This is a genomic window from Anaerospora hongkongensis (genome assembly GCF_004339805.1).
Classification (GTDB): domain Bacteria; phylum Bacillota; class Negativicutes; order Sporomusales; family DSM-15969; genus Anaerospora; species Anaerospora hongkongensis.
Map to the genome: position 1 here is coordinate 81,251 of NZ_SLUI01000015.1, position 22,492 is coordinate 103,742.

Annotated in this window: 22 protein-coding genes and 1 riboswitch; of the genes, 18 read left to right on the top strand and 4 right to left on the bottom strand. The window is 46.1% G+C overall.

Annotated elements, in window-relative coordinates; translation table 11 throughout:
• Positions 1-220: 220 nt before the first annotated feature.
• The 6 genes from EV210_RS18770 (at position 221) to EV210_RS18795 (ending at position 6,552) form a co-directional block, all read left to right on the top strand.
• On the top strand, positions 221-1,756 hold the full coding sequence (locus EV210_RS18770; protein ID WP_207900776.1) for a sigma-54 interaction domain-containing protein: 1,536 nt from the start codon (positions 221-223) through the stop codon (positions 1,754-1,756).
• 185 nt (positions 1,757-1,941) lie between these two features.
• Entirely contained in the window at positions 1,942-2,763 is an 822-nt protein-coding gene (locus EV210_RS18775; protein ID WP_132082901.1) for a beta-keto acid cleavage family enzyme, read from the top strand.
• Between the two features lie 20 nt (positions 2,764-2,783).
• Positions 2,784-3,728 carry a 3-hydroxyacyl-CoA dehydrogenase family protein gene (locus tag EV210_RS18780; RefSeq protein ID WP_132082902.1) on the top strand — a complete coding sequence of 315 codons (945 nt, stop codon included), beginning with the start codon at positions 2,784-2,786 and terminating at the stop codon, positions 3,726-3,728.
• A gap of 87 nt (positions 3,729-3,815) precedes the next feature.
• Positions 3,816-5,171 carry a short-chain fatty acid transporter gene (locus EV210_RS18785; protein ID WP_132082903.1) on the top strand — a complete coding sequence of 452 codons (1,356 nt, stop codon included), beginning with the start codon at positions 3,816-3,818 and terminating at the stop codon, positions 5,169-5,171.
• Between the two features lie 67 nt (positions 5,172-5,238).
• Positions 5,239-5,898: a CoA transferase subunit A gene (locus EV210_RS18790; RefSeq protein WP_132082904.1), complete on the top strand. Its 660-nt coding sequence runs from the start codon at positions 5,239-5,241 to the stop codon at positions 5,896-5,898.
• 3 nt (positions 5,899-5,901) lie between these two features.
• Entirely contained in the window at positions 5,902-6,552 is a 651-nt protein-coding gene (locus EV210_RS18795) for a 3-oxoacid CoA-transferase subunit B (protein ID WP_132082905.1), read from the top strand.
• 51 nt (positions 6,553-6,603) lie between these two features.
• On the opposite strand, the gene EV210_RS18800 is transcribed toward EV210_RS18795, so the two are convergent.
• Entirely contained in the window at positions 6,604-7,530 is a 927-nt protein-coding gene (locus EV210_RS18800) for a helix-turn-helix transcriptional regulator (RefSeq protein WP_132082906.1), read from the bottom strand.
• Positions 7,531-7,778: 248 nt separating this feature from the next.
• Here EV210_RS18800 and modA point away from each other — a divergent pair, with 248 nt between their 5' ends.
• From modA to EV210_RS18815, 3 genes are read left to right on the top strand one after another with little or no spacing between them, the layout of a single operon-like run.
• Positions 7,779-8,585: a molybdate ABC transporter substrate-binding protein gene (gene modA, locus EV210_RS18805; protein WP_132082907.1), complete on the top strand. Its 807-nt coding sequence runs from the start codon at positions 7,779-7,781 to the stop codon at positions 8,583-8,585.
• A 29-nt stretch (positions 8,586-8,614) separates the two neighbouring features.
• Entirely contained in the window at positions 8,615-9,310 is a 696-nt protein-coding gene (modB, locus tag EV210_RS18810) for a molybdate ABC transporter permease subunit (RefSeq protein ID WP_243650635.1), read from the top strand.
• Positions 9,310-9,996 (top strand): ATP-binding cassette domain-containing protein, encoded by a 687-nt coding sequence (locus EV210_RS18815; protein ID WP_132082908.1) that lies wholly within the window; start codon positions 9,310-9,312, stop codon positions 9,994-9,996. The genes modB and EV210_RS18815 overlap by 1 nt, the downstream gene beginning before the upstream one ends.
• A 74-nt stretch (positions 9,997-10,070) precedes the next feature.
• Here the strand turns inward: EV210_RS18815 and EV210_RS18820 are convergent, their stop codons facing one another.
• The gene (locus EV210_RS18820) at positions 10,071-11,057 is read right to left on the bottom strand and encodes a Gfo/Idh/MocA family protein (protein WP_165898969.1); all 987 of its coding nucleotides are present in this window, start codon (positions 11,055-11,057) and stop codon (positions 10,071-10,073) included.
• A gap of 210 nt (positions 11,058-11,267) precedes the next feature.
• Here EV210_RS18820 and EV210_RS18825 point away from each other — a divergent pair, with 210 nt between their 5' ends.
• From EV210_RS18825 to EV210_RS18835, 3 genes are all read left to right on the top strand, one after another.
• Positions 11,268-12,374: a phosphotriesterase family protein gene (locus tag EV210_RS18825; RefSeq protein ID WP_132082910.1), complete on the top strand. Its 1,107-nt coding sequence runs from the start codon at positions 11,268-11,270 to the stop codon at positions 12,372-12,374.
• A 161-nt stretch (positions 12,375-12,535) separates the two neighbouring features.
• Positions 12,536-13,768, top strand: coding sequence for a beta-ketoacyl-ACP synthase II (gene fabF, locus EV210_RS18830; RefSeq protein ID WP_132082911.1), 1,233 nt, complete (start codon positions 12,536-12,538; stop codon positions 13,766-13,768).
• Positions 13,769-13,795: 27 nt separating this feature from the next.
• Positions 13,796-14,698, top strand: a complete 903-nt coding sequence (locus tag EV210_RS18835) for an AraC family transcriptional regulator (protein WP_132082912.1) — start codon at positions 13,796-13,798, stop codon at positions 14,696-14,698.
• Between the two features lie 30 nt (positions 14,699-14,728).
• Here EV210_RS18835 and EV210_RS18840 read toward each other — a convergent pair whose 3' ends face one another.
• Positions 14,729-15,277, bottom strand: coding sequence for a hypothetical protein (locus tag EV210_RS18840; protein WP_132082913.1), 549 nt, complete (start codon positions 15,275-15,277; stop codon positions 14,729-14,731).
• A gap of 190 nt (positions 15,278-15,467) precedes the next feature.
• On the opposite strand from EV210_RS18840, the gene EV210_RS18845 reads away from it, so the two are divergent.
• The 5 genes from EV210_RS18845 (at position 15,468) to thiF (ending at position 19,828) form a co-directional block, all read left to right on the top strand.
• Complete coding sequence (locus EV210_RS18845) at positions 15,468-16,859, top strand: protease complex subunit PrcB family protein (protein WP_165898970.1); 1,392 nt, start codon at positions 15,468-15,470, stop codon at positions 16,857-16,859.
• Between the two features lie 59 nt (positions 16,860-16,918).
• Positions 16,919-17,027, top strand: a riboswitch (TPP riboswitch).
• A 63-nt stretch (positions 17,028-17,090) separates the two neighbouring features.
• The gene (gene thiS / locus EV210_RS18850; protein WP_207900777.1) at positions 17,091-17,291 is read left to right on the top strand and encodes a sulfur carrier protein ThiS; all 201 of its coding nucleotides are present in this window, start codon (positions 17,091-17,093) and stop codon (positions 17,289-17,291) included.
• 5 nt (positions 17,292-17,296) lie between these two features.
• Positions 17,297-18,082, top strand: a complete 786-nt coding sequence (locus tag EV210_RS18855) for a thiazole synthase (protein WP_132082916.1) — start codon at positions 17,297-17,299, stop codon at positions 18,080-18,082.
• An 8-nt stretch (positions 18,083-18,090) separates the two neighbouring features.
• Positions 18,091-19,191, top strand: coding sequence for a 2-iminoacetate synthase ThiH (gene thiH, locus EV210_RS18860; protein WP_132082917.1), 1,101 nt, complete (start codon positions 18,091-18,093; stop codon positions 19,189-19,191).
• 28 nt (positions 19,192-19,219) lie between these two features.
• Positions 19,220-19,828: a sulfur carrier protein ThiS adenylyltransferase ThiF gene (thiF, locus tag EV210_RS18865; RefSeq protein ID WP_132082918.1), complete on the top strand. Its 609-nt coding sequence runs from the start codon at positions 19,220-19,222 to the stop codon at positions 19,826-19,828.
• 46 nt (positions 19,829-19,874) lie between these two features.
• Here thiF and EV210_RS23360 read toward each other — a convergent pair whose 3' ends face one another.
• Positions 19,875-20,708, bottom strand: a complete 834-nt coding sequence (locus EV210_RS23360; protein WP_132082919.1) for a methyl-accepting chemotaxis protein — start codon at positions 20,706-20,708, stop codon at positions 19,875-19,877.
• 387 nt (positions 20,709-21,095) lie between these two features.
• Between EV210_RS23360 and EV210_RS18875 the strand changes: the two genes are divergently transcribed.
• Positions 21,096-22,481: an NAD(P)/FAD-dependent oxidoreductase gene (locus EV210_RS18875; protein WP_207900778.1), complete on the top strand. Its 1,386-nt coding sequence runs from the start codon at positions 21,096-21,098 to the stop codon at positions 22,479-22,481.
• The last annotated feature ends 11 nt before the right edge of the window (positions 22,482-22,492 follow it).

Genomic DNA, 22,492 nt, shown 5'->3' on the forward strand with positions numbered 1-22,492 from the left:
GTGATTTTTTTATTGCCTTGCAGGAGTGCGGAGAAGCGTTAGCTAGATTCATTAGCCATCGTTCCACGTAGCACAAGGGCTTTTCATCCAAGGTCTAGAATAGTTTAACTATAGCCCGAACGTACAACAATAAAGCAAACATCATTATGCCCACAATAGCCCCCCCAAAAAAATGGACAGCGGCTGGCGAAAACAGAATTAGCTTTAAGGAGGGATTAGTTTGGATGAAAACTTGTGGGATATCCACTTTGTGTGTGATCTGATCGATAGCCTGAATAAGGGTGCTCCTGCAATGCATACAGAGACGATAGATAACTTAGATAAGCTGCTCACTGAATTGAAGCTATTGCATGAATTTGACTTCAGGCAAATCGGAGAAAGTCTGTATGATGGCATATATATCACAGACGGTGAAGGGAAAACGCTGTATGTAAATAGCGCGTATACTAGAATCACCGGAATAAGACCGGAAGAAGTTATCGGCAAAAACGTCGGTGATTTAGTACGGAGCGGCCTATATAAGAATGCGGTTACACCTGAAGTTCTCAGAAAGAAAAAACAAGTAAATGCGATGGGGGAAAGCTCGCGTAACGGCATAAAAATGCTAATAACCGGAAACCCCCTGTTTGATACAGAGGGCAATGTTAAAAAGGTGGTGGTAATTGACCGGGAAATTACCGATCTTCTCGCCATGAAAGCAGAGCTGGAGGAATCGCAGCAAAAGATTAAAGCCGTAGAAGATGCGACGATAAAAAAGAAACAGGAAATTGAACATTTACGCAGCATGCAGTTAAATACCAATCTAATTGGAAACAGTGTGGAAATGCAGCAGGTCATTAAGCAGATCAGCCAGGTAGCCAATTTAGACGTTACCCTCCTGATTACAGGTGAAACAGGAGCGGGCAAAGAGGTTGTGGCTAATGAAGTGTATCTGCAGAGTAGTAGAAACAGCGGCCCGTTTATCAAAGTGAATTGTGCGGCTATCCCAGCAACGTTATTAGAGGCAGAATTATTTGGCTATGAAAAAGGTGCCTATACCGGAGCGGCAACTTCAGGTAAAATGGGGCTATTTGAGCTTGCTGATAAAGGAACGCTGCTGCTTGATGAGATTGGCGATATGCCAATTGAGCTGCAATCGAAGCTGCTGCGAGTCATACAATATAAGGAGATCGTCCGGATTGGCGGTACAAAGCCGATCAAGCTGGACGTTCGAATTCTTGCGGTGACAAATTCTGATTTAAAGGAATTTGTTAAAAAAGGAAGATTTAGGGAAGATTTGTATTATCGATTGAGCGTGTTTCCTATTCATATCCCGCCCTTGCGGGCAAGAGCAGGTGACATTGAAGATTTAACCAGGCATTTCCTGGCAATGTACAATGCTAAATACAGTAAGCATACAACCTTTGAGCGCGCAGCATTAGACGTTTTAGGCCATTATACGTGGCCTGGAAATAGTAGGGAACTGCAAAATATTATAGAAAGGCTTGTTATTATTTGTGATTCTCATGCCATTATTAGTGCAGAGAAGGTTAAAAATATATTAAATATTGAGCTGCCGTTTGATGGGATAAATGAAGAATTAGGGTTAAAACAAATTGTGGAAAATGTAGAAAGGAAAACGATTGAAAAAATTTTAAACGCATATGGAAGCACAAGAAAAGCGGCTAAAATACTAAAAGTAGATCAATCAACTATTGTCAAAAAAGCAAAAAAGCTTGGAATACAGCTGCGCGATGAAAAAACGAATCACACATGATGATATTTATCATCACGAGTTTATCCTTAAAATTAATAATATTCAGTTATTTTTCCTGCGGGACCGATGAATTTTTTCATCGGTCCCTTTTATTCTTGGTAGCTTGGTGCCGCATAATTACTGGCAGCGTGCGGTGGCACAGTTCTTGCTATTGTTATTTGTATAAAATTTTTTGAGGTGATTACATGAAGAAAACCATTATTACTGTTGCTACAACTGGAGCATTTCCAACGAAAGAACATAATCCGGCAGTACCTTTGACACCGAAAGAGATTGCTAATGACGTTGTTGAGTGCTGGAAGGCAGGGGCTGCTGTCGCCCATCTTCATATGCGTGATGATGAAGGCAAGGGTACGATGAACAAAGAAAAATTCCGGGAAACAGTTGAATTAATTAGGAGCAAATGTGATATTATTTTGAACCTTACCACATCCGGTGACTTGCATGCCACTGATGAAACCAGGATGGTGCATCTGATGGAACTGCAGCCGGAAATGGCTTCTTATGATGCCGGTACAATGAATTGGATGCATAGCGGCATATTCTTAAACCATCCGCTATTTTTAGAAAAGCTCGGTAATACCATGCAGGAATATAACGTAAAACCGGAAATCGAAATTTTCGATTCCGGAATGGTATATAACTCGCTGTATTATTTGAAAAAAGGCGTACTAAAAGCACCACTGCATTTCCAATTCGTACTAGGCGCACCCGGCGGTACTGCGGCAACAGTCGAAAATCTGGTCTATTTGAAAAGTCTGATTCCTCAGGATTCGACGTGGTCAGCGTTCGGAATTGGTGCAGGTCACTTACCAATTTTGCTTGCAACCCTGGCACTGGGCGGACATGTCCGGGTCGGGATGGAAGATAACGTATTTTATGCGAAAGACAGGTTGGCAAAATCAAATGCCGAGTTTGTCGAAAGAGCAGGACGATTAATCAAAGAGGCTAATCAACAGGTTGCAACACCTGCTGAGGCCCGGAAAATTCTTGGTCTATCAAAATAAAACAAGGCAGGGAAACTCGCATGATTAAAAAAATTGGCGTTATCGGCGCAGGCACAATGGGCCATGGGATTGCCGAAACTTTTGCACTTTACGGCTATAATGTAAATTTATATGATACGAGCGAGCAGGCGCTTGCTAAAGCAAAAGAGTTAATGAAGCAAGAACTCGAAATGTTGGTTGAAGAAGCTTTTATTGCAGCAGAGGCTGTACAGGAGACGCTTAACCGGATTACGGTCCATACTGATCTAAAAGCGACGGTAGCTGACCGGGATTTTGTCATTGAAGCGGCGCCGGAAATTGTGGAACTTAAGCAGCAGCTCTTTAAGCAGCTGGATGAATTCTGTCCGGATACAACGATTTTTGCCAGTAATACCTCCAGTCTCCCACTCAATCCAATGATGCAGCTGGTCGGACCCGAGCGCAAAAAACGTATCATGGTAAATCATTGGTACAATCCCGGACATTTAATGCCGATTGTGGAATTATCCTTTTTTGGCAATATGCCGGCCGAGCTATATGAAGAGGTAGAAAGACTATATAGCTCCATAAAAAAACAAACGGTTAAGGTTTTAAAAGACGTACCGGGTTTAGTTGCCAATCGCATTCAGCAGGGGGTGGCAAGAGAGGTTTTTTCGATTATTGAGCAGGGGATTGCAGAACCGGCAGATATAGATAAAGCCTTGAAATTTGGCCCCGCTTTCCGGTATGCTACAACCGGGCAGCTGGAAGTTGCCGATTTTGGCGGTTTGGATATCTGGTGTGTCGTAGGTGATAACCTGCTGAAAGTTATGGATAATTCGCAATGCGCCAATCCTCTTTTACACCAGAAAGTAAGTGAAGGCAAGTTAGGTATCAAATCAGGGGAAGGATTCTATACCTATTCACCGGAAGAAACTCCGGAAATTAGAAGGAAATTTATGAAGAAGCTCATTCACCAGCTGAAAGCCTCAGAGTATTACGTATAAGGTTTTCCTGTGTCCCCGGAGTTTAGGAAGCTCCGGGACGCGGGGAAAGCGGATGACCAACAAATAATTAGAGTGGAAGTGAACAATTTGATTAATCGGCTATTGATGTTTTTTGTTAATTTTATGCAAAAATACTTGCCCGATCCTTTTACAATTGCCTGGCTGATTACGCTGGTCGTCTGTGGGATGGCAATGTTCATTACCCATAAGTCCCCAATGGATATCATTACTTACTGGGGCAACGGTTTCTTTGGCATTCTAACTTTTGCCATGCAGATGACAATGGTTCTGGTTACCGGCTACGCGTTAGCTTCAGCGGATATGGTCAATAACTTCTTACGGCGTCTTGTCTTAATACCCAAAACGCCGAAGCAGACAATCTTATTTATCGGGTTTGCTTCCATGGTCTTGTACTATTTTAACTGGGGTTTAGGCTTGATTGCAGGCGGCCTGTTAGCGAGGGAAGCAGCGAAAATCCATCCGAATGTTGATTTTCGCCTGCTTGTGACCGCTGCTTTTTCCGGAATCATTATTACTCATGGCGGACTTTCGGCATCAGTGCCGCTGGTTATCAATACAAAAGGGCATTTATTTGAAAAACAAATGGGGTTAGTTCCATTAAGTCAGACTATCTTTCACCCGCAGACTCTTTTTATCACGATTACATTAGCTATTGTGATCCCACTGGTATGCTTGCTGCTCTTTCCTAAGAAAGGTGAAGAAGTATTGGCTGATCCGGCAATTTTGAGTGAGGGTAAAACAGATCATCAGGTTAATGATGCATCGTCACATAAATTGTCAGTAAGTACAAGCGAAGTGAATCTTGCCGATAAGATGGATAACAGCAAAATTCTTAATTTTTCCCTCGGTTTAATGGGTCTGGTGTTTCTGGTGGCTTACTTTGCTAAAAACGGCTTTAACTTAAACGTTAATATCTTAATTTTTATGTTTATTGTTCTTGGAATTTTGGCGCATGGCTCCTTAATCAACTATTCGAAGGCAATAAATAAAGGTGCTTCTACCGCCGGCGGTATAATCTTGCAATTTCCTTTTTACGCCGGGATTATGGGCATTATGCATGACAGCGGTTTAGTTGACATTATTTCTAAAGGGCTTTTAAGTATGTCCTCATACCATACATTTGAGTTATACTGCTATTTTTCGTCGTTGATTATTAGTATTTTCATTCCTTCCGCTGGCGGTCACTGGGTAGTTCAAGCACCTTTTATGCTGCCTGCAGCTGCAGAATTAGGAGTGGAGCCTTGGAAAGTGGCTATGGGGGTAGCCTGGGGAGAGAGCATTTGGAATGTCGTGTGCCCCTTCTGGGCGATTCCGCTGCTGGCGATTGCCAAAATTAGTATTCGGGATTTAATTGGCTTTTCCATGATTTTGTTTATTATTGGCAATGTCGTTGCAGTAACTGGCATTATGTTGTTCCAATAAACAAGGAATGGTCGAAACTGCATCAAAAGTTTGCTTCTTACAGGAGTGAAATTTTTTAGGAGGGAATATGTCGAAACTAATTAGCCAGGAAACAGTAGCGCAATTGATTACCGATGAAATGACGGTGGCAATCGGAGGTTTTTTGGCGGTGGGAACGCCAGAAACAATTCTGCAAACCCTTGTTAGTAAAAAAACGCAAAAACTAACGGTTATCGGAAATGATACCGGATATCCTGACAAGGGAATTGGCAGGCTGATCGTTAACGGGCAGGTAAAAAAAGTGATCGTATCTCATATCGGTACCAATCCCGAGACTGGCAAGCAAATGAATAACGGTGATTTAGAGGTTGAGCTTGTTCCCCAAGGAACCCTGGCCGAGCGGATACGCTGCGGCGGAGCTGGTTTGGGAGGAGTTCTGACTGCTACCGGATTAGGGACATTAGTCGCTGAGAAAAAAGCAGTTCTTACGGTACAGGGCCGTGATTATCTCCTGGAAGAGCCGCTCCGGGCGGATGTTGCCTTGCTTAAGGCTGCTAAGGCAGATACAAGCGGAAACCTGATATGCCGCAGAGCTGCCCGTAATTTTAACCCGGTAATGGCTATGGCTGCTGATTTGGTTATTGCCGAAGTTGATGAAGTGGTGGAGACGGGGCAAATTGATCCTGATGAAGTTTCCATAGCGGGTATATTTGTCGATTATATCTGCCTTTCGAAAAAGGAGGCTTAAGATATGGATGCAAAAGAGATCATTGCAAGGCGCGTAGCAATGGAATTAAAGGATGGAGATTTAGTTAATTTGGGTATTGGAATCCCAACTCTTGTAACCGATTATATTCCCCAGGGGATTACGGTAACTTTGCACTCAGAGAATGGGTTTGTCGGACTTGGACCGGATAATGGGCTGGCAGATCCTGACGTAGTAAATGCGGGGGGAAAACCTGCCTCGGTGGCACCGGGAGGAGCTATGTTTGACAGCCTGATGTCGTTTGCCATCGTTCGCGGCGGCCATTTGACAATGACTGTACTTGGAGCACTGGAGGTCGATCAGTATGGCAACCTGGCTAACTGGATGGTACCCGGCAAAATTGTACCAGGAATGGGAGGGGCTATGGATTTAGTCTCCGGCGCAAAACGGGTAATTGTCGCCATGGAGCATACTGCGAAAGATGGATCGGCTAAAATTTTGAAGCAATGCACCTTGCCGCTAACTGGTAAGGCAGTAGTTGATATGATTGTTACCAACCTGGCTGTTTTTCATTTTAGTGGTGGAAGGCTAATTTTAAGTGAATTGGCCCCTGGTGCAACGGTAGAACAAGTGATTTCGAATACTGAGGCTGATTTTGTCATACCGCCTGATATTAAAATCATGCCAATTGTATAATTTAATATGACAAAACCCGTACGTCACATATAACGTACGGGTTTTATTAATTCAGACCTCGTCGACAATCTGGCCTGTCTGGGATAAATCATAGCCGCCGATCCCCTGGACTTCGTTTAAAAAAGCCTTGGACCGCAATGTGGCAATCAGTGCTTGGAACAGGGGTTTTCCGGCATCTGTCTTGCGGATCACAATATCGTAACGTTCCACTTGTAAAGGAATAAAATCAATGCCCTGGACCTGCTGGGCAGCTTTTTCAATGCCAATGCCCACATCGGCATCGCCGCGGGCAACAGTGCTGGCGACTGCCAAATGGCTCATTTCAACATGTGAGTATCCCTGGATGTCGTCGATGCTCAGGGAAAGGCTCTTTAGCTGCTCGTCCAGCAAAACTCTCGCGCCTGAACCGCATTCGCGGTTTACGATGCGCACATCCGGTCTGGTTAAGTCTTTCCAGGATAAAATCGCTTTAGGATTACCCTTGGCAACAAAGAAGCCGGCATTGCGGTGCACGAGATTAATCAGCAGTGCGCCGTGGCCAGGCAGAAGACGGCGAATGTAAGGGCTGTTGTATTTTCCCGTATCGCTGTCCCACAAGTGAGCAGTGGCTACATTGGCTAAGCCGCGATAAAGTGCAAGCAGGCCATCCATACTGCCCACATAATTACGCAAAAACTTAATTTGCGGGAACTCTTTTTCCAAATGGCGTGTGAGAATGTCCAAAACGACGTCCTGGCCGCAAATGATGAGGGACTCCTGACCGGCGGCCGGAACAGACGGCAGCTTCGGCGCGGCAGAAGAAACAATCCCTTTGGATTTTTTTATATAACTATCAAGATCCGGAGCTTGTACACGAACTTTGCGTCCAATGCGGTAGGCTGCGAGATCACCACGCTTGATCATTTCATAAACCGTATATTTAGAGATCTTTAAGATATTGGCAATCTCTTCCGGTGTATAGGAATTCGTATCACTCATAGCGGCACCTCGATAAAAATCTTCTTGCCAATATCATACATCAAGTATTATAATTAAGCCAACATAGTTTTTGTTAGTTTATGTTTGCTTATGTGAAAATTTAACCAGCAAAGAAGCTGCTAGACTTAGCTATTTATAGCAAAAGTGTAGCTTTTTTTATAAATATTAGGCAAAAAGCAGCGAGTTATACTTTTTTAGTTCAGTTATGTTTGGTATTCTTGTTTTGAAAGATAAAGGAGGAAAATCAAATGAAAAGAACCCTTTCGTTGTTTCTGGGAGTTTTACTTACACTGGCGTTGCTTGTAGCCGGATGCGGCGGCAGTACGCCACCAGCTCAAAATGCTCCTGCTTCTAAACAGGCCGTTGAGCTGAATATCTCTGCAGCAGTAAGTATGAAGGATGCCTTAGCGGAAATTCAGAAAAATTATCAGGGAAAGAATCCGAATGTCAAACTGATTTATAACCTGGGCGCTTCCGGTGCACTGCAAAAACAAATTGAACAGGGTGCTCCCGCAGATATTTTCATATCAGCTGCTCCCAAGCAAATGAATGATCTTGAAGAAAAAAATCTTGTTAAGAAAGCAACTCGCAAAAATCTGGTTGAAAATAAGCTGGTAGTTGTTGTGCCTAAGGATTCAAAACTTGAAATCACGAAATACGAAGATTTGACGAAAGCGGGGCTGCAAAAATTGGCGCTAGGGGAGACAGCAACAGTTCCAGCCGGTCAATATGCGCAGGAAGTGCTGAAAAAGCTGCAGCTTTGGGACAAGGTACAAGATAAGGTTGTCTTTGCCAAAGATGTCCGCACCGTACTGGCTTACGTGGAAACAGGCAATGTAGAGGCAGGTATTGTATATCAGACAGATGCTGCAGCGAGCGATAAGATTAAAATCGCCGCTACTGCTCCGGAAGGATCACATCAGCCGATTGTTTATCCCGCAGCAGTATTGTCCGGTTCCAAACAAGCACAAGAAGCCGAGTCTTTTTTAGCATACTTATTTAGCCCGGAAAGTAAAGCTGTTTTCGAAAAATATGGTTTTGTAATGAGTAAATAATAATGATGTAGATCGGGGGGAGCAGTACTGTGAATGCATGGATTGAATGGCAGCCAGTGGTGCTGTCACTGAAAGTTGCTGTTGCATCCATTGTATTTGTGTTTGTTTTTGGGCTGCTGGCAGCGTATATCATGAAAACGCTGAATTTCCCGGGAAAAGCGGCTGTGGAGGCCCTGTTTATCCTGCCGATGGTATTGCCGCCGGTCGTGACCGGGTTCTTGCTGCTGCTGCTGATTGGGAAAAATGGTCCGGTAGGGAAGTTTATGGGAGAACATTTTGCCACGCAGCTTATTTTTACTCCTTACGCGGCCGTACTGGCAGGATCAGTTGTTGCTTTTCCCCTGATGTATCAAAGTGCGAAGGCTGCTTTTCAAAGTGTGGACGGCAAGCTGGAAGATGCTGCCCGAACGCTGGGGGCGAGCGAATGGCGGGTTTTTTGGACCGTTACGGTGCCGCTCTCCTGGCCAGGGTTAGTTGCCGGGCTGGTGTTGTCATTTTCCCGGGCGCTAGGTGAGTTTGGTGCTACTATTATGGTGGCGGGTAACATTCCCGGTAAAACGCAAACCTTGCCGCTTGCTATTTATTTTGCGGCTGAATCCAATAATTTAACCCTTGCGGGGCTGTATGTGCTAATCATTAGCGTGCTCACATTTTCAATGATTTTTTGGTTAAATATCTGGTCGAAGACGAAAGAGGGAAGTTCTGCCGGAAGGAGGCTGTTTTGATGCTGCATATTGATATAACGAAACAGCTGTCAGACTTTGAACTGAAACTCAAGTTTTCGGTGGAAAACAGCATTCTGGTGCTTTTCGGTCCTTCCGGTTGTGGCAAGACAACAACTCTTCGTTGTATTGCTGGACTGGAAAAACCTGATTCCGGTATAATTACTAACCGCAGTTTGCCGTTGTATGATTCGAAAACGAATGAATTTGTGCCTTCCAGTAGGCGCCGTGTGGGGTATATGTTTCAGGATTATGCACTGTTTCCACATATGAATGTACACCGGAATATTTGGTATGGTGTACGCAAAAGCGATGCAAAAACGCAGGAGCTGTATAAAAAACTGCTCAGGCTGCTCAAAATCGACCATTTGTCAGAACGCTTTACCGATAAACTGTCAGGCGGTGAAAAGCAACGGGTTGCTTTGGCGCGGGCCCTAATGGCCGAACCTGATATTTTACTTTTAGATGAGCCGCTTTCAGCTTTGGATACTAGTACCCGTCTGGAATTGCAGGCGGAGCTGAAAAGTATGCAGCAGCTGTGGAATATTCCTTTTGTATTGGTTACGCATGATCCTCAGGAAGCAAGGGCGTTGGGGCAGGAAGTGCTTTTCCTGGAACGAGGCAGGCAGGTGGCGGCCCCTGAAAACTGGGCATGCAGCTGTCCGGGGCGCTTGCAGACCGCTAATTAACCACTTAGATATAAGAAACCACCTTGCTAAGCAGGCCGGATAGAACGGCAGCTTTGGCGAGGTGGCTTTTTTTATTACCGTTCAGAGGGATAGGTCAGACCCCAGCTGGCGCGGGCTTTATCCATTAACGACAGAACATCGAGTGTATTCTGGTGAGTCATAATGGAGCTTTCCTGCAAGCCATTCAGCAGACACTGCTCGGACTCTTTTATTTGGTATTCAAAGCCGTTATAAAGGAAAGGAGCATTCACTGTATAAGTGGCTTCATTGTCAATTGCTACCTGATAGGCAGTTAAAGCTGTAAAATTTGGCAGAACAATGTGCCCTTTAGTACCGAAAATCACGGCCTGAGGTTCGATAATCGAGCCGATGGCCGTAATTAGATGAGCCGTTGTACCCTGGTCGTAAGCAAGCATAATGCTGTTAAAGGTGTCAGTACCATATTCGCCAAGCAGTGCGCTTGAATGAAGCTCTTTGGGAGTATAGCCCAGCAGCATGGCAGCCACGCCAATTGCATAGACGCCAATATCCAGTAGAGTGCCGCCTGCCAGATGGGGGTCGAATTTTCGTATGTATCTTGCGCCGGTGGGAGCGAAGCCATATTGTGCCCGAAAATGCGTGATATCACCAATCGTTTTTTCTGCCAATGTCTTAGCCAGCAATTGATAGGCAGGGAGAAATTTTGTCCAAAAGGCTTCCATAATAAAGAGCTTTTTTTCTTTGGCAAGTGCGAATAGTTCAGCAGCCTGGGCCGCATTGACGGTAAACGATTTTTCGCATAAGACATGCTTGCCGTTTTCCAGGCAAAGCTTTGCGTTTTCGTAATGCATAGAGTGGGGAGTAGCAATATAGATGACGTCGATCTCAGGGTCACAGGCCAAGTCATAATAGGAGCTATAAGCCTTTAAAATGTTGTATTCGCTGGCGAATTGTTTTGCGCCGCCCTCGCTTCGGGACGCAACTGCAGTCAGCTTTCCGCTGTCCGGCAAATGATTAAGAGTGTCTGCAAATTTTTTAGCTATTGTACCTGTTGAAAGAATTCCCCAATTCACTGTTCTCATATTTTGAATCCTCCCATCCACATCGATAACATAAACGTAGTTAGTCAATATAGTATCATGTCCGGCATGTTTTGTATCCAGGCAAATTGTAAGATGATGGTGAGGCTGTTCTTCAAATTGCCGACTATGCATATGATAGAGCGAATGTACAGCGGATTAATGAGCCGGTTATTGGTGAGCCGTAAGCTGGCATTTGAGAGGATGATAACTATGTCGCTGAAAATTATGACGGTTTGCGGTCCTATCGCACCGGAAGAGCTAGGGTTCACCTCCATGCATGAACACATTTTTTCTGATTGTTCCATGTTTCGTCATCGGGTCAGAAGAATTGGTGTTGCCCGGGACAGGGGGCTGGTACATCCGGATGAAAAGCTGACACTGGAGAATCGTTCGTTTCTGCGCCATAATATTGCCTTATCTGCCGATAATATGAAATTAGATGACGAACAGCTGATGATTGCGGAAATTACGGAATTTCGCCAGGGAGGCGGCAGCGCAATTCTGGAAGTCAGTGCCCCCGGAATTCGCAGTGCTGCAGAGGATGTATTTGCGCTTCGCCGTATTAGCAGTGCATCAGGCGTGCATATTATTGCCTCTACCGGACTATATGCGGAATATACGTGGCCCCAGCAGTACCGTACGATGACGTATGAAGAGTATGTCCGTTTCTTACGCCATGAAATTAATCATGGAATTGGCGATACCGGAATCCTTCCCGGACATATTAAAGCTGCTTATGAAGTGTATACAGAGCAGTTGGAAAGCTACTTGCGGGCTGCGGCATTTGTTGCCGGTGAAACGGGAATGTCACTGCAGGTGCATCTCGGTCTTGATCTTTCCCCGGAGGAGGTCCGGTTAAATGTAGTACGGTCGCTCCTCGAAGGGGGTTGTATTCCGGAGCGGACCATCTTGTGTCATATCCAACTGCTGCTGGGCTTTTTAACTTTGGAGGAGCTGGTAGGCAATCCGGGGCGGATTCCCTTTGATATACAGCTTCACCGGGAATTGCTTCAGCAAGGTTTTGTACTTTCCTTTACTCCATTTGGCTTTGAGGCGGACGATGAGCCGCTGGGAATGGTGCAATACCCGGACTGGTATGCTCTTTCCGGGTTAGTGGCATTAATTAAGGAAGGGTATGCAGAACAGCTGGTTATTGGCAATGACGTATTTACGAAGCTTGCTACACGCCGCGGCGGCGGGGAGGGGTATCGTCGTCTTACTGATTTTGTCATCCCGGCATTGAAACAGTGCGGAGTAACCGAACGGCAAATTCGACAGTTAATCATTGAGAATCCGGCCCGGTTACTTGCTTTTTGAGATTGCTCAATATAGGCTTATAGAGCAGCCGTCCTCTTGCTTGATCGAGGACGGCTGCTTTTGTTTTTTCAAAGGAAAGCAATAGTTGTTCATTTTTGCAGAAATAAATATGCTACATTTAATGCATGATTTCAGACTAGTAAATTTGAAGGGAGATTTTTATGCAAAGACGTGTCGTTATTACCGGAATGGGAGCGGTGACTTCTCTAGGGATAGGCGCCGAACATTTTTGGCAGGCTATTAAAGCGGGAAAGTCAGGAATTACGCCGGTTGAAAGGATTCCTGTAGCAGATCTCCCTACGCGGATCGGTGCAGAAATCAAAGAATTTGATACAAGCAGATTTATTGATAAAAAAGAAAGCAAGCGAATGGATCGTTTTGCGCAGTATGCAGTGGCGGCGACCGGTTTGGCCTTTGCCCATTCAGGGCTTGATACCGCCGCAATTGACCGCAGGCGGGCCGGCGTGATTATTGGCACCGGTATCGGCGGTGTAGAAACCATTGAGAATCAGCATACGGTATTGCTGGACCGGGGACCGGACCGGATTAGTCCCTTCTTTGTACCCATGATGCTGCCGAATATGGCGGCGGGGCTTATTGCGATCAAGTATAAATTAACCGGGTTCTCAGAGTGTACCGTGTCTGCCTGTGCGTCATCCGCTAATGCAATAGGAGATGCTTATAAAATTATTCAGCGCAATGGCGCTGATGTTATGGTTGCCGGCGGAGCAGAAGCTGCGTTGACCCGGCTTGCTATGGCCGGGTTTTGCTCCATGAAAGCAATGACAACAAATCCTGATCCACACACAGCCAGCCGTCCGTTTGACTACAAGCGGGACGGATTCGTTCTGGGAGAAGGTGCGGGTGTGGTAATTCTGGAGGAATTAAGTCATGCAGTGAGCCGGGGTGCCCATATTATTGCCGAAATAGCCGGCTATGGCTGTACCAATGATGCCTATCATATTACGGCTGTTGCCGAAGGGGGCGAAGGGGCTGCCGAATGTATGAAGCTGGCCATAGCAGATGCAGGAATAAAGCCTGCTGCAATTGGATATATCAATGCACACGGAACCTCGACACCTGTAAACGACCGGAATGAAACGGCAGCTATAAAAACGGTTTTTGGAGAATACGCCTACCGGCTGCCGGTAAGTTCAACAAAATCGATGACGGGTCATTTGCTGGGAGCTGCAGGGGCAATCGAAACGATTATCACCGCATCTGCACTTCAGGAGGGATTTTTGCCGCCTACGATTAATTATGAAACACCAGACCCGGAATGTGACTTGGATTATGTAGCGAATATAGGCAGGTCAGCAGAGATCGAGTATGCATTGACAAATTCCTTTGGCTTTGGAGGCCATAACGCAGCCTTGCTTTTAAAACGTTTTTAATGCTTCACCGGCAAAAGGAGGGGTGCCATGATCGATATCAAAGAAATGCTCACTACTTGTGTCGATTTCACTGAGGCTAGTCTAGGCAGAAAAATCAGCCTCGATGATATTGCCATGCACTGCAAGATTTCTAAATTTCATCTACACCGCATGTTTAAGGCCTTAACAGGTGAATCATTAATGGATTATGTGCAGTCCCGAAAGCTTTCGGCGAGTATTAATGACCTGGTTCACACGAACAGGCGCGTAATTGATATTGCCTTTGACTATGGATTTGATTATGAACAATCCTATATCCGGGCTTTTCGAAAGAAGTTTGGATATACGCCGCAGAAGGTCAGGTCAGAACAAATGTCGCTGCATATTCAGGAAAAGCTCAATATCAACGACATTCATTCCGTTGCTAATTCTGCGGTGTATAAGCCTGAATTCGTTTTTAGACAAAAGTTTTTTCTGATTGGTATGAAACACAAGATTATGAGTAAGTCTGGCGATAAAACGGCGAATGCTTATGGGCGGGATTTCTTTTATCATTATAAGCAGCAGATTGCAAATCCGGTTAATCCCCATGTTTATTACGGCTACACGGATTGGAGCGCCAGTAATCAGGGCTATATTTACTATATGCCTTCTGTCCAGGCGGCCAATCTGGATTCAATTCCTCCAGGCATGCACGGAGTGGAGATTCCTGCACATAAATATGTGGTGTTTCGCTTTGTCGGTTTTTTCCGGCCTGACGATATTAATGGCCGCCAGGTAGGTCGCTTGCTGGTTCATATGTATTCAAAGTGGATATTTAATTCAGGCTTCCGGTTTGCCGATACCTTCCGCTTTGAATATATAGACAGCTTATTATCGCAAGATCATTATTGTGAACTGGACATCTATCAACCGATTGCAGCAATTGAGAGAAATGAAAAGGAACCCTGAGCCGTGAGCACAGGGTTCCTTTGGCGGATGCTAGTTTTGAACAACGGCAACATTGGCAGCCGTGTTTTGGATTGTCTGTAATATATCGGCTACTTCACCGCCGATCATGGCCGATAAGGTATCTAAAGTGGACATTGCAGCCGTCCTGTCAGGCCGGTTGATTGTTTTATCAACAAGGTAGCTGCCGGAAGCGGTTGAAAAAGCCTTTACGTCCAGGGCGATATCCAGAGGGCGGACCGAAAGCAGCAGGATGTAATTAACATGGCGGGCATCGCCGTAGGCAGTTAATGTTTGCGGTGTAGCATCATTGGCAGTATTGATCTGGCAGCGGCTTAAATCGCGCAGTACCTCGTTGCCTGATTGTACCTCGCTGCCCAGCAGCAGTGCGTTTACCTTGAAGCGGATGACTTCATTAAGTGCCTTGTTGAGTAAGTCCATTCCCGGAACATAATGGCCTGAAGTATCAATATATAAGGCGATGGCTGCAGTGGCATTACTGTCGAGTGACGCAGCGAAGCCTGTAGAGCAGATGAATACGAATGCTAGTAGCAAAGCTAGAACACGTGTTATTGATTTCACTTTGATTCCCTCTTTTCGAATGGTTTGGAGGCAGTATTGCCGACGCATTCTATTATAGCACTATTTTGAGCAGCCTGATGGTAATTTTTTCAGGACGATTTCATAAGGATTGCTGCTCGATAACGTTACTTTCTCCTGACGGCAGCGTTATAATAAGTGACTAACCAGTCAAATGAGAGGAGAGCAAATCATGATGAAAAAATACACAAAAATTACTGCGGCTGTGGCTGGTGTTACCTTAATGGCTGCTGTGCTGCTACCGCTTACGGCAACAGAAACAGTTGCTGCCAAGTGGTTTAGCGGCAAAGAACAAAAAGAAACGGCTGCTAAGCCAGAGGCGAATTCGACGGAAGAAGCTGCCGTACCTGCATACAAGGTCTTAGACAATGAAAGCGAAGTTCAAGCTGTCGAAGAAGCCGTTGTCATGAAGGCTAATGGTGAAACAGAACAGGTTACTGTTGTGGAGCCGGCCGATGAACCGGTAAAGGTGGATATGGTTCCGGCTGAAGAGCTCAACAGCTTACAGCGGCAGGTGGAAACGAATCAAAAGGTTTGGCTGCTTGATCCGGTACTTGTATTGAAAAACTCTGCCGAACGGTATGGTTTTAATGATAAAGAAGATACGTTTACCCTCCTGTCAGTGGACAGGATGCAAGGAAACGCGAAAGTATTGGTTGGACATGGTAATAAGTATTATCTTGTTCAGCTAAAACAGCCTGGAGGCGCTGGCAGCCAAAAGATCTGGCAGGTTGTATCTATTCAGCAAGTGAGAACAGTAGTGAAAAATCCGCCGGTAAGCGGTGGCAAAGTTGATATCGGTCCTGGGGTGGAAGGCCTTGATTACAACAAGGTAATCAAATGGCAGCAGGATGTTGATGCCGGGCGTGACCGGTGGCGGTTAAATCCACTGGAAGTTGCCCGCCGGGAAGGAAAAGCTTATGGCTTTACCGACCAGGATGCGTTTTCCATTATTCGTCAATACAGCGGGACAAGCCTGGCCCGTCATGGACAAATTGACATGGAAGTTAAGCATGACGGCAGAGTATATACCATGATTCTTGTGAAGCCTTTTGGCGGCGGTGATGCTATCTGGACGATCTACAAAGTAACGGGGCCTGTTAAGCCGGTACCGCAGCCAGAGACGCCCGCTCCCGGAGAAAAAGTACTCTATTCAACTAACAAGTACACTTCCTGGAAATGGTATGATGACCGGTATTTGCAGGACATGACATTTAAAGCTGTTGTTACTGCTGCAGATATCAAAGAAAATGATGTTTTAGCTGATAAGCTGAAAACTGTTGATTATCGCAACAAACTTGTACTTGCCGCTTATCTGGGGACTGCCGGCGGCGGCTATGATATCGGGATTGAAAAAGTCGTGCTTAGCGGCAATCAGCTGACGGTGCGGGTTCATACAAAAAGCCCCCGCCCCGGTGACATGACAACGAAAAATATCACCTTTCCTGCCGATTATGTTGTGCTCGACCGCCAGATCGCCGATATCTGGGGTGGCCTAACTATCAGTTTTGTTGACCAAAATGGTAAAGTACTGCAGAAAATGAAAATCACCATACGTCATTAAACGGTAAATGACTTGACTGGCAAATAAAGGTAGAGTAGAATGAAGCTGTAATTGAATAGTGCTACAACCAAGGGAGTCCATGTTATGGGCTGAGAGTGGGACTGTGAGTCTCTGACCTTATGACCTGATCGAGATAATGCTCGCGGAGGGAGGTGATTTTGCAGGCTACGTACCTATCCTTTGGGGGAGGTACGTTTTTTTTTATTTTCATGCAAAAAGGGAGGAAAAGTGATGAAGGTAACAGTTAACGGCAAAGCAGCGGATACTGTTGATGGAGTGACGGTAGCGGCGCTGCTTAAGGAAAGAGGCTTAGCTGGAGCCGGTATTGTTGTCGAACACAACAATACGATCTTAACGCGCGATGAATGGGAGACGGTGGTTCTTAAGCCGCATGATATGCTGGAAATAATTTCATTTGTAGGAGGAGGCTGAACAAGATGGATGATCTGCTTATTATTGGCGGCCAGCCGGTTGCCAGCCGACTGTTTTTAGGTACCGGCAAGTTCTCCTCTCATGCCATTATTCCCGAGGTGATCCGTGCTGCCGGTGCTCAGGTTATTACTGTAGCGGTAAGGCGAATTGAGCCGGACAATCCCCGGGAAAACATTGTGAATCATATTCCGGATGGCTGCATTCTGATGCCTAATACTTCAGGAGCGAGAACGGCTGAAGAAGCGATACGCATTGCGCGTCTGGCCAGGGCTGCCGGCTGCGGGAACTGGATAAAAATCGAAGTTATCTCCGATGCAAAATACTTATTGCCCGATAATATAGAGACAATTAAAGCAGCAGAGGTGCTGGCGGCAGAGGGGTTTATCGTTTTGCCGTATATGAGTCCCGATTTGATGGCTGCTAAAAAGCTGGTACAAGCAGGGGCGGCGGCAGTTATGCCACTGGGCGCCCCGATTGGCAGCAATCGCGGCCTGAAAACCAAGGAGTTAATCCGCATATTAATCGAAGAGATCTCCGTGCCGATTATTGTTGATGCCGGAATTGGGCGGCCATCTGAAGCTGCCGAGGCAATGGAAATGGGAGCGGCGGCGGTACTGGTCAATACGGCAGTTGCCACAGCCGGTGATCCGGTGGCAATGGCGCAGGCGTTCGGCTTAGCGGTAAGTGCCGGTCGAAAGGCTTATCTGGCGGAGCCGGAGGATAGCAAAATGTATGCAAGTGCTTCATCACCACTAACCGGCTTTTTATACGGTGATAGCAGGAAGGGGTGAAGAAGAACATGAGTATTCATCACGTTGTTGAACAGTACAAGGATTTTGACATACAAGCTTATTTTGCAGAGATTACTGACAGGCAGATTACAGGTGCTATCAGCAAACATGAAATGACGCTGCTTGATTACCTGACGCTGCTGTCGCCCAAGGCAGAAGCATATCTGGAAGAAATGGCGCAAAAGGCACACCGGCTGACGATTAACCGTTTTGGCCGGACAATCTTATTGTATACACCGCTGTACTTGGCAAATTATTGTGTTAATCATTGCGTTTACTGCGGTTTCCATAGCGGAAATAAAATTGCCCGGAGAAAACTCAGTCTGGAAGAAGTGGAAGCTGAGGCGCAAATCATTGCTCAAACCGGACTTAAACATCTTATTATTTTAACTGGGGAATCCAGGCTGCATTCGCCTGTCAGCTATATTAAGGATTGTGTGGCTGTTCTCAAAAAATATTTCACCTCGATCAGCATTGAAATTTACCCGCTCGAGCAGGCGGAGTACGAGGAGCTTGCTAAGGCCGGCGTTGATGGGGTGACAATTTACCAAGAGGTATATGATCAGGCCGGCTATGAGCAGCTGCATCTTGCCGGACCCAAGCGCAACTACCTTTACCGGCTGAATGCTCCGGAGCGGGCGTGCCGGGCAGGAGTGCGTACTGTCAATATCGGTGCTTTGCTAGGCCTTGCTGACTGGCGCCGGGAGGCTTTTTTGACAGGAGCGCATGCTGCTTATCTGCAGCAGAACTTTTTGGATGTAGAAGTCAGCATTTCCCCGCCCCGTATACGTCCACATACGGGTGGCTTTATGCCAAGTGCGGTGGTTAACGATAAGAACTTAGTTCAATATGTGTTAGCTTACCGGTTGTTTATGCCGGCCAGCGGCATTACGCTATCGACCCGGGAACCGGCTGCATTGCGTGATCACCTGCTAAAGCTTGGCATTACAAAGATGTCGGCCGGATCTTGTACGGCGGTGGGCGGCCATATGGAGCATAATTCAGTCAGCCAGTTTGATATCTCTGATGGACGCAATGTGACGGAAATGGCGGCAATGCTTTCGCGCCAGGGGTATCAGCCTGTCTATAAGGATTGGCAGTTATGGTAGCGCAGCGGAGAAAGGAGGGCTAATTGGCGTGAGTGTTTTTGAACAAGGCTTGCGGCGTTACTTGCAGCCGAAAGCAATCGCAAAACTTGCTGCCGTTAAAATCGGGATAGCCGGAGCAGGCGGTCTGGGGTCAAACTGTGCACAAATGCTGGTGCGTACCGGGTTTCGCAATTTTAAAATCGTTGATTTTGACTATATTGAGAGCAGTAATTTAAACAGGCAGTTTTTCTTTCGTCATCAGATTGGTTTACCGAAGGTTGAGGCGCTTCGCGATAACCTTCGGCTGATTAATGACGAAATAGTGGTAGAAGCCCTGCAGCAGAAGGTGGGTGTCGATAATGCGGCAGAGCTGTTTGCCGACTGCCATGTGGTCGTTGAAGCCTTTGACCGGCCTGAATATAAAAAGCTGATTGTTGAAACCTATCTGCACAAAGCCCAATTACTGATTGCTGTTTCCGGGCTTGCCGGCTGGGGAAAAAGTGAAGAGATCCGGATTCATCGCCGGAAGGAGAATTTTTATGTTGTTGGCGACTGGGTTTCGGCAATCAGCCCAGACAACCCGCCGCTGGCACCACAAGTACATGTAGCTGCAGCTAAGCAGGCGGATATTATCGTAAGTCATTATCTGGATAGATAACACTAAACCGGCTCAACCTTCAGGTTAAGCCGGTTTAGTGTTATCATTAGCTGTTTAATTCATGGGCTAGATGATCGAGGCGGCTGGTCATCGAGTTCGTCTGCTGGATGGCGGCACTTACTTGCATAATGGAATCGGTTATTTGTCCGATTGCGTCACCGATTAGCTGCATTTGCCCGGCGGTATAGTCGCTGTCCTGTTGAATGCTTCTGATGATATCTTCGATTTGTTTAATCGAGTCAGCGCTGGTTCCTGCCAGCTTGCGGATTTCCTGGGCGACAACGCCGAAGCCGCGGCCTTGGTCGCCTACCCGGGCAGCTTCAATTGCTGCATTCAAACCAAGAAGATTCGTTTGGGAAGCAATCATCTTGATCAAACTCAGGACCTGATCGGATTCGCGTACGCGGTCTTTGGACTGGAAGGTTGCAGTCGCAAGCTCGCGGCTGATGGCGGTTATCTCTTGTGACTGGGCAGAGATTTTTTCAGCGCTGGCTGCTAAAACGGTAACGCTTGCATTTAGCTGCTGCGACATTTCCTTTAGGGTTTCCTGCCGGGAGATGCTTTCCTGTACGCTTGCTGCGCCGATAACTGATCCCGCGGCATCAAACAGGGGAATGGCCACGGCAATATAAGGAATGCCGAATAACGACTTGTCCGCTCTGATGGTAGCCCGTTTTTTTTCATGCACTGCCCGGTAAACCGAGCTGCCGGGCTTTAGGGGTGCCCCCGGAGTAACCTTCAAATCCAGGTCCTGGCCGGCTTTGTAATACAAATATTTTTCTTTGTCGGTTATGCTGACGCCCACGTCGCTTGTCAATAATTCGTTTAGATAGGGCATTACGGTTAAAAAGCTGCTGATAAGATCCGGTTTTTGCTCCATTTAACGTAACCTCGCTTTAAAAGATCATTTATGGAATAAAACATGCAATAGTTATGCCAAGCCGAAAAATAGGCGAAAACCGCATAAAAAATGCCGAAATTGTCTAAAAATTTGCACATGTTGTATGTTTTTTTAGACAAAAGCAACAGATGATTCAGAGAATGAAGTCCAGAGTGCATTTGATAAAAAGATAGGTTTTTCCGAACATTATTCACATAAAACAAAATAATATTCGATAAAAGTGTTGACACTGTATTGTCCTTAATGCTATGATAAGCAAGGGAAAAAACGCGTAGATTCTCCAAACAACTCAAATGGCGGTCGTAAAGGGCCGGTTTGAGTTATTTTTGTGGCCTTCGGACAGAATAAATATTCGAGGTGAATTACGTGAAGCAATATGATGTAATTGTTATAGGCGCCGGACCAGCCGGGATTTTTACAGGCTTGGAGTTGGCTGACAAAGGACTGAAGGTCCTTATACTGGAAAAAGGCCGGGATATTACTTCCCGCAGCTGCCCGAAAGAAACGCATAATACACCGTGTGTCAACTGTAAGCCGTGTGATATTGTCTGCGGCTGGGGAGGCGCAGGCGCCTTCAGTGACGGCAAGCTTACTTTAACTACAGAATACGGTGGTATATTAGATGAATATATGGATAAAGCTGAACTGCTGCGGCAAATCGAGTATGTAGACAGTGTCTACGGCAAGTTTGGCGGTGACGTGCGTAAAGTGTATGGCGATGAACAAAAAGAGGAAATTCGCCGTCTCCAGCGCATATCTGCTTCTGCTGATTTGAATTTGATCCCTGCCCGTATCCGCCATTTGGGTACGGATGTTAATCTGCAGATTTTAACCCGTATGAGAGAATATCTTGATGACAAAATTGAGATCCGTTCGAATACGGCTGTAGAAAAAATCATTGTTGAAAATGGCCAGTATGTAGGTGTCGAAGTCAAGGGCGAAATGATCAAAAGCAAGTATTTGGTTGCCGCCCCGGGCCGGGAAGGATCGGAGTGGTTTGTTGATCAAGCGTCCAAACTGGGCTTAGGAATGATGACGAACCCGGTTGATATCGGCGTTCGGGTCGAATTGCCGGCATCGGTAATGGAACATATTACCGATGTAGTCTATGAGTCTAAATTGGTTTATTTTACAAAATCATTTGATGACCGGGTACGTACTTTCTGCATGAATCCCTACGGTTATGTCGTTACCGAAAACAACTCAGGCTTAATTACCGTTAACGGTCACAGCTATGCCGATAAGAAGAGCAATAATACCAACTTTGCCCTGCTGGTTTCCAAAAGCTTTACCGAGCCTTTTAAGGAGCCGATTGCCTATGGAAAATCTATCGCCCGTCTTGCAAACATGCTTGGCGGCGGTGTAATTGTCCAACGCCTGGGTGATCTCTTGGACGGCCGCCGGTCAACTCCCGAGCGCATTAAGCGTGGGCTGGTAGAGCCTACAATGAAAGATGCTACTCCCGGCGACTTAAGTCTGGTCCTGCCATATCGTCATCTTATGGCGATTAAAGAAATGTTTGAAGCCCTTGATAAAGTAGCACCTGGTGCGAACTCCCGTCATACGTTACTCTATGGCGTAGAAGTAAAGTTCTATTCTTCGCGCATTACGCTGACCAATAAGCTGGAAAGTCAAATTCCCAACTTTTTTGCAATCGGTGATGGTGCCGGAGTGACCCGCGGATTGGCACAGGCTTCAGTGGCCGGTGTTGTCGTAGCTAAGGAAATACTGGCCCGCGAAGGCGGCAAATAAGGAGCGAGATT